This window comes from Mesorhizobium dulcispinae, assembly GCF_033977345.1.
Lineage (GTDB): Bacteria > Pseudomonadota > Alphaproteobacteria > Rhizobiales > Rhizobiaceae > Mesorhizobium > Mesorhizobium dulcispinae.
The window spans coordinates 1-6,529 of the sequence record NZ_JAVIIY010000043.1; the positions used below are offsets into that span (position 1 = coordinate 1).

5 protein-coding genes and 1 pseudogene are annotated in these 6,529 nt (G+C 59.0%); 4 read left to right on the forward strand and 2 right to left on the reverse strand.

The genetic code is table 11. The features are described from left to right. Positions 1–52: 52 nt before the first annotated feature. From tnpC to RFN30_RS32015, 3 genes and pseudogenes are all read left to right on the forward strand, one after another. Positions 53–1,182 (forward strand): annotated as a pseudogene (tnpC, locus tag RFN30_RS32005) (IS66 family transposase); the annotation flags it as partial. A 126-nt stretch (positions 1,183–1,308) separates the two neighbouring features. Then, positions 1,309–1,422 (forward strand): hypothetical protein, encoded by a 114-nt coding sequence (locus tag RFN30_RS32010; RefSeq protein ID WP_320265947.1) that lies wholly within the window; start codon positions 1,309–1,311, stop codon positions 1,420–1,422. After that, the gene (locus RFN30_RS32015) at positions 1,419–2,051 is read left to right on the forward strand and encodes a UPF0149 family protein (RefSeq protein WP_320265943.1); all 633 of its coding nucleotides are present in this window, start codon (positions 1,419–1,421) and stop codon (positions 2,049–2,051) included. The genes RFN30_RS32010 and RFN30_RS32015 overlap by 4 nt, the downstream gene beginning before the upstream one ends. A gap of 449 nt (positions 2,052–2,500) precedes the next feature. On the opposite strand, the gene RFN30_RS32020 is transcribed toward RFN30_RS32015, so the two are convergent. Both RFN30_RS32020 and RFN30_RS32025 read right to left on the reverse strand, forming a co-directional pair. Continuing rightward, positions 2,501–4,276 carry a CocE/NonD family hydrolase gene (locus RFN30_RS32020; protein ID WP_320265944.1) on the reverse strand — a complete coding sequence of 592 codons (1,776 nt, stop codon included), beginning with the start codon at positions 4,274–4,276 and terminating at the stop codon, positions 2,501–2,503. Positions 4,277–4,511: 235 nt separating this feature from the next. Then, positions 4,512–5,285, reverse strand: a complete 774-nt coding sequence (locus tag RFN30_RS32025; RefSeq protein ID WP_320265945.1) for an enoyl-CoA hydratase/isomerase family protein — start codon at positions 5,283–5,285, stop codon at positions 4,512–4,514. Positions 5,286–5,373: 88 nt separating this feature from the next. Between RFN30_RS32025 and RFN30_RS32030 the strand changes: the two genes are divergently transcribed. After that, a complete protein-coding gene (locus RFN30_RS32030; RefSeq protein WP_320265946.1) occupies positions 5,374–6,360 on the forward strand; it encodes a LysR family transcriptional regulator in 987 nt (328 codons plus the stop codon). Positions 6,361–6,529 lie beyond the last annotated feature (169 nt).

Sequence of the window (6,529 nt, forward strand, 5' to 3'; positions counted from 1 at the left end):
CGATCGCTTCAACCGCAAGGCCTTCGGCCGCTCGTCCGAGAAGCTGGGCCAGATGCTGCTCGAACTCGAAGATCTCGAGACCGATTTCATCGCCGGCGCGCCCGAGGCCGAGCTACCCATCGTCGCCGACACCGACAAGGTTCGGGCGTTGCCGATGCGCAAGCTCAACCCCAACCTGCCGCGCAAGCGGATCGTTCGCGAGCCGTCTTGCGCAGGCTGCCCGGGCTGCGGCGGCGACCTGCGCGCCATGGGCGAAGATAGCGACGAGATGCTCGATCTCGTCACTCAGGCCTGGCAGGTGATCGAGACCGTTCGACCCAAGTACAGCTGCCGGACCTGCGATAAAATCATTCAGGCGCCAGCACCCGCCAAGGCCATTGCACGCGGCAAGCTCAGCTATGCCGCGCTCGCCCATATCATGATGGCCAAGTGGGGTTATCATCTGCCCTACTACCGTCAAACCCAGATGATGGCCGCCAAGGGCGTCGATATCGAGCGATCCACGCTTGCGCGCAGCGCCGGCTACGCCGCCGCCTTGCTCGATCCGATCTACAATCGCATCCGTGAGATCGGCCGTAGCCGCACCAAGATACACACCGACGACACGCGGCTTCCGATCCTGGCGCCCAGCACCGGCACGACGCACAAGGGGGCGCTTTGGGTTTACGTCGCCGACGACCGCAACTCGGGTTCGCAGGAGCCGCCGATCGCCTGGTACCGCGCCACCATGGGTCGCGCCGGCGAGAGCGTGATGAGCGAGCTCGCCGGATTTGCCGGCACGCTGCAGGCCGACGGGTTCAGCGGCTACAATCAGATCTACAGGGGCGGCGCCATTCGAGAAGCCGCCTGCCTGGCCCATCTGCGCCGCAAGATATTCGACGTTCACGACAGCCAGCCGACCGAACTCAGCACGACGGCGATGGCCGGGATCCAGGCGATCTACCGGATCGAGGAAGAGATACGGGGCTCCCGCCCGCCGAGCGATTGGCCGCACGACGAAGGCGGACCCGACCACTGGTGCGTGCGCTGCGACGACAGCTCATGCGCCAGGCCAACGGTTTGTCGCGCCATGCCGATATCGTCAAGGCCTTCGCCCATGGCACCAAGCGATGGCGCGCGTTCAATCGCTTCCTCTACGATGGCCAGCTCGAGCCCGACAACCTGATTGCGGAGCGCGCGATTCGTGGATTTACGGTCGGCCGGCGCAATTGGCTTTTCTCGGGCAACTTCGCCGCGGCCGAGCGGTCGGCGGTCGTGCTCAGCATCATAGAGACCTGCAAGCTCTGCGGCGTCGATGCCGAAGCCTACATGGCCGACGTCATCGAGCGCATCCAGAACGACTGGCCAGCCTCGCGCTGGGATGAACTGATGCCGTGCAATTGGGTGCGGTGCAAAGAGATGCCGCTCCCCTTGGCGGCATGAGCGCGCTCGATGACATGGCGCTGTCGGACGAGGCGCTCGAGGCCTGGATGGCCGTCAAGACCAACCCCCGCCCGCTGGTGCGGACCGTCTCGGCGCTGGATGGCTTCGTAACGGCGGCGGTCACTGGGCCGCGGTTCGCGGACCCGCAAGACTGGATGTGCCCGGTCATGGGCTTGCCGCGCGACGTCCTGGCCAAAGGCTCCGCAACCGATCACGCGGTGTTTGCCAGCCTCGCCAGGATCCACAACCGGATCAACGAGACGCTGTTCGACAGACCGCAGGATTATGCGCCCCGCTTCACCACCAAGCCCAGCGGCGGCATCGACCCGCGGCCGTGGTGCCAGGGGTTCTACGCGGCCATCAATCTCAACATCAAACGCTGGAAACGGCTACTCGACCTCAAGAACCCCAACCATGGCCTGCTGCTGCCGATCCTGATCTACTGCGTCGACAAAAAGGGGCGGCCCGTCCTCGGCAAACCCAGGGCCGGGCCCGAGACCGCGCACTTCATCGAGCACGAGGCATACAAGGACATCGCCCTCGTCGTCCCCGCCCTTCGCGAACTCCACCAGTCACCCACTACGACCTCGAGTGATCGCCGCCGGCGCACCAACCAACGAGCGACTTAATCAACCATCAAGACGATTCAGGAAAGGCGCCTTGATGCAACGCTTACGATTAAGGCGCCGCTTTCCTCTTCAGCAAGAGTCACCGCTTCGTGGTACGCGCCCGGGGCTGGCACCGCGCTTATCCTTTGCCCGCGTGATTTTAGCGCCCTGGGTGCGAGGCGAGCACAGCCCGCTTGGTCATCGGCTCGCACCAGAGAACACCACGCCTCAGCGGATTTTTCATCTCAGCGCACTGCCGCTATATAGAAGCGGCTGGGCTGTGCGTATCTCAGCCAGATTGTCCCCCGACATCGATAGTGGGCTATGGAAGTGAAGTTCTCCCATAACGCTAAAGAGACTTCATTGGTCCAGTTGCACTTCGCCGGTTGGGCTGCCGACCGCCGTAGCGGTCGGATATTGCGCCTCAAGTTGTTTTACTGGTCATCCAGCGTTGACCATTGTCGATGGCCTCAGGCCTCGACAATGGGGAGATCAATGCAGCAACCTACCGGACCATGATGGAACTTGAGAAGCGGCGGCTTTCCGCCGGAGGGTACGTCGAGAAACGTGGTTTTGTCGCTGCCGGCCAGAACCACCCTCAAGCGGTGCCCCGCTGGCAGACGTGCGGATATTGGATGGAGCGTGAAAGTGAGAATGGCCGCCTCGCCTGGAATGAGTGGCTGAGCATCGCGTCTGAGGTAGCTGTGCTGTGGTCCAAGCGCACGGAACGGTGAATCGGTCCATACCTTCCGGTGCACAGCCCGGAGCTGTCCTTCCGTGAGGTAAATGGACACAGCGTCCGGTCGTACGGCTTCGAGATACACCAAAAAGGCACCGTCCTCCCGCGTCGAGGTGACGTTCAAGTGGACGACGGGATGTCCCGTGATTTCAAGGTCACGCGCCAACGCCTCGCCGGTATAGGCCAGACGAGCGGCGTCAAACTCGCGACGATCTCCGTAGTCCACCTTCAGCCCGGTACCAATCTGGGTTCCCCACCGGCTCGTCTTGACGTCACCTAGCGTAGGATCGACCTCCAGCTCGTTGAAGCCCGTGTCTCCGGGCGATGAAGTCAATCGGAAGCCATCTGCCAGGTACCACCGCTGGCGGGTGGCCTCAGGTGGCCACGAGCGGGTCGATTTCCAAACGCCCTCGCCGAGCGTGTAATAGTGAAGGATCTTCCCTTGCTGCTGATCGGAATCGCCGCTGAAGCACAATTGCGCGAAGCGGACATCATTCGCTTGCTGGGTCTCGAAAGTTGGAACGATCGTCTCACCGGGATCCCGCAGGGGATCATAGGCATAATCGCCCCCATGGTTCCAGGGACCAATGATGATGTTCATCGGATTTGACTGTCCTAGAAAGCGACGAATGGCACCTTGCGCCGTTCCGCCATCAAACCAGCCGGCTAAATTTTGCGTGGGGGTACCGGAGCGAGAGATCCGGTCCGCTACTTCCTGGGTACTCCACTCGATCATTGAGTCTCCTCCCCACGTGGTCGGGCGATCATCCTTAAACGTAATCTGCTGGAAACCCTCAGAAATGGGCACAGCGCGTTCGTGGTCACGTAGTGCCGCGGCAAGGTCGGCTTCACCATCGGGCCCTACCGGACGAACGCCAGGCGACTGCTGGCCATCGGTGAGAACTGCTACATTACGGTCGAGCCGCGTAACGCGTTCCGCCCAGTTCCTCACGACGAAGAGGTTGGGTATTCCGCCAGGGTAATAGCAGTCTTCGTAAGAATCGTAGTCAGCAAACCGCGGTATGATGCCCTTAAGGGCCGGATGATTTCGCTCCGCCATCCAGTCCGCGGTGTTGGCTGTGTAGGACAGGCCGTAGCCGATCACGTGACCTGTAGACCAGGGCTGAGCCGCAATCCAGTCAAGTATTTCGCTGAAATCGAGCGTTTCGGCGCGTGCACGGTGATAGGGCCATTGGCCGAAAGATGCACCAGTGCCTCGAGAATCTCCCACGACAACTGCAAAGCCTTTTGGTACGAGCAGGTCAGCCCATCTGTTCGACGGATCTCCTTTTACGCCGCGCCAGTAGCGTGTCATCACCAGAATGGTGTCGCGCTTGGTGTTGGCGTCGTCAGCCATTGGACGAACAACATCCAAGGCGATCCTTATGCCATCACGGATAGTCACATAAGTGGATTCAACCGGGCCAACCTGATGCGGGCTGGGAGCAGCACCATCAAGACGATAATCGAAAATCGAATTGGATTCTTCCGGACGCGAGATATTCATCTCTGTTCTCCTGTTTGAGCGAATGCCAGCGAGAAAAGGTGTGGCCAACAGGGCCGGTGGCAGGAGGAAGGCGGGCGTTCGGCACCTCAGTTGTTCATCTCGCAAGAAAACCGGCCCACCCGGCGCCTTGCCCTGCGGCGACTCGCAAACCTTGTCAGCATCGTTTGATGCTCCGGTCACTGCAGCCATGTTACGCTGCCCAACATGGCTGTTGGCTTCTTGCGGTAACGTTGTTTTACCGTCCCGCGAAACGTGGCGAACGACGTTCTGCGAAGGCAGCTACGCCTTCTGCCCAATCCTCGGTTTCCATGATTGCCAGCACGTCTTCGCCCTCAATCCGAAAAACGTCGTCAGGATTTTGCGGGAAATTTACCGCAGACTTCAGACGCGCCATTGATAGCGGTGCGTTCTTAACGAGCGTCTCAACCAATGCGGCCGTGCGTTCCTTCAATTGGTCCGCCGGCGGGGCTTCGGTCGCCAAGCCGACCTCCAGGCACTTCGCGCCTGTTATCCTTTTACCAAGTAGCAATAGGTCCGTAGCATTTCTTAACCCGATTAGTCTTGGAAGTCGGATCGTTACGCCCCCGCCCACATATGTTCCAATCGCAACTTCGGGAAACCCAAGTTGGGCGTCGTCGGCTATGAGAAGAAAATCGGCAGAGGTTGCGATTTCGGCTCCGCCGCCAATAGCATAGCCCTGCACCTCGGCGATGACCGGCTTCTTCATAGTCTGAATTCGCTCGCAGACGCGCTGCCCAAGTATGATGTAGGCCTCGCGCTGTTCGCGCGTCCGATCACCACTCTTGTGCGCCTTGAGATCAGCACCGGCACAAAAGGCACGGCCGTTCCCGGACAGAACGACACACCGAATCTCAGGATCCTTGTCCGCAGAATCGAGAGCATTCAACGTCTGTTGGTAGAGGGCTTCGTTGACGGCATTTAACCGTTCCGGGCGGTTGAAAATGATATGGAATGTTTGGCTTTCTCGCCGTGTGAGGACTTCGCTCATCGATCTTTCTCTTGAGGTTACGGTTTCTATCAGCATCTTCAAAAAACTATTGCGCGTCCAACATTTCTTCGGCATAGATTAATCGCAGATGAGCAACAATATAACACTCAGGCACCTACGCGCACTCGTTGCGGTTGCGGAGCGTGGCGGGTATACGGCCGCGGCCCGGTTTCTAAACACCGCTCAATCGGCCCTAAGTCGCACCGTGTCGGAGATCGAGGAAGAGCTCGGAACGCGCGTGTTTGAACGCACCACAAGGAAAGTGGTCCTCACGTCGGCTGGCGAGCAGTTGTGCATGAATGCGCGCCGCGCTCTAGAAGAATTCGACGGCGCGCTTTTGAGGTTCAAGCTTTATCAAGACGGGCTCGACGGGACCGTGAGATTGGCTGCGCTTTCGTCGGTCGCATCCATCATGCTGCCGACTATTATTTCTGCATTTCGCAAAGCCAGACCGAACGTTAAAATGTCAATAAAGGACGGCTTTGCCGATGAGGTTGTCCGTTGCGTATTGGATGGACAGGTCGATTTCGGTATCAGTTCCTTCCCAAAAACAAAAGGGCGACTAATCTGCGAACCAATTGTCGCAGACAGTTTCATGTGTATTTGCTCGCAATCACATCGGTTCGCGAGCATGGAAACGGTGTCATGGAACGACTTGTCTGGCGAAGATTTCGTAGCCTTCGATCCCTTAAGTAGCATTCGGGCGCGTGTAGATCGTGCTTTGCAGATAAGCGGGATTGAACTCGGTTCCGTCGTAGAGGCACGGGATGTGGGCACCGTCGCAGGCCTGGTATCTGCCGATCTGGGCGTTTCGGTGGTACCGAGTCTTGTGCTTCCTATGATGGGATTTTGTGAATTTACGCTGAAATCTCTGGTAGCTCCCGTTGTCGAACGCGAGATCTTTCTTGTTTACGATCCGCGATTACCGTTTTCTCCGGCTGCCGATTTTCTCATGGATATGTTGCGGCAAGGTGCGAGGCACCAGTATCAAATTCCAGTCGGAGCAAGATGGGTGAATGATCGGCCAGTTCGCAATCTGCGCAAGTCCGCAAGCGCCACTACAGAGAAATCTTAGCCTGGTATTTCGACTTGGTTGCTGATCTAATTTAGCCACCTCGCGATGCGGCCAGGCCAGGGCAGCGAGGAAAGTCGATGCGCTTTTCGGCTCGCCCTAGAGCGTTTCACAGCTTGATTGAATCGGAAGGGATTGAACGAAGCCGCTGACGCGGCATTTGGCGGGTCGG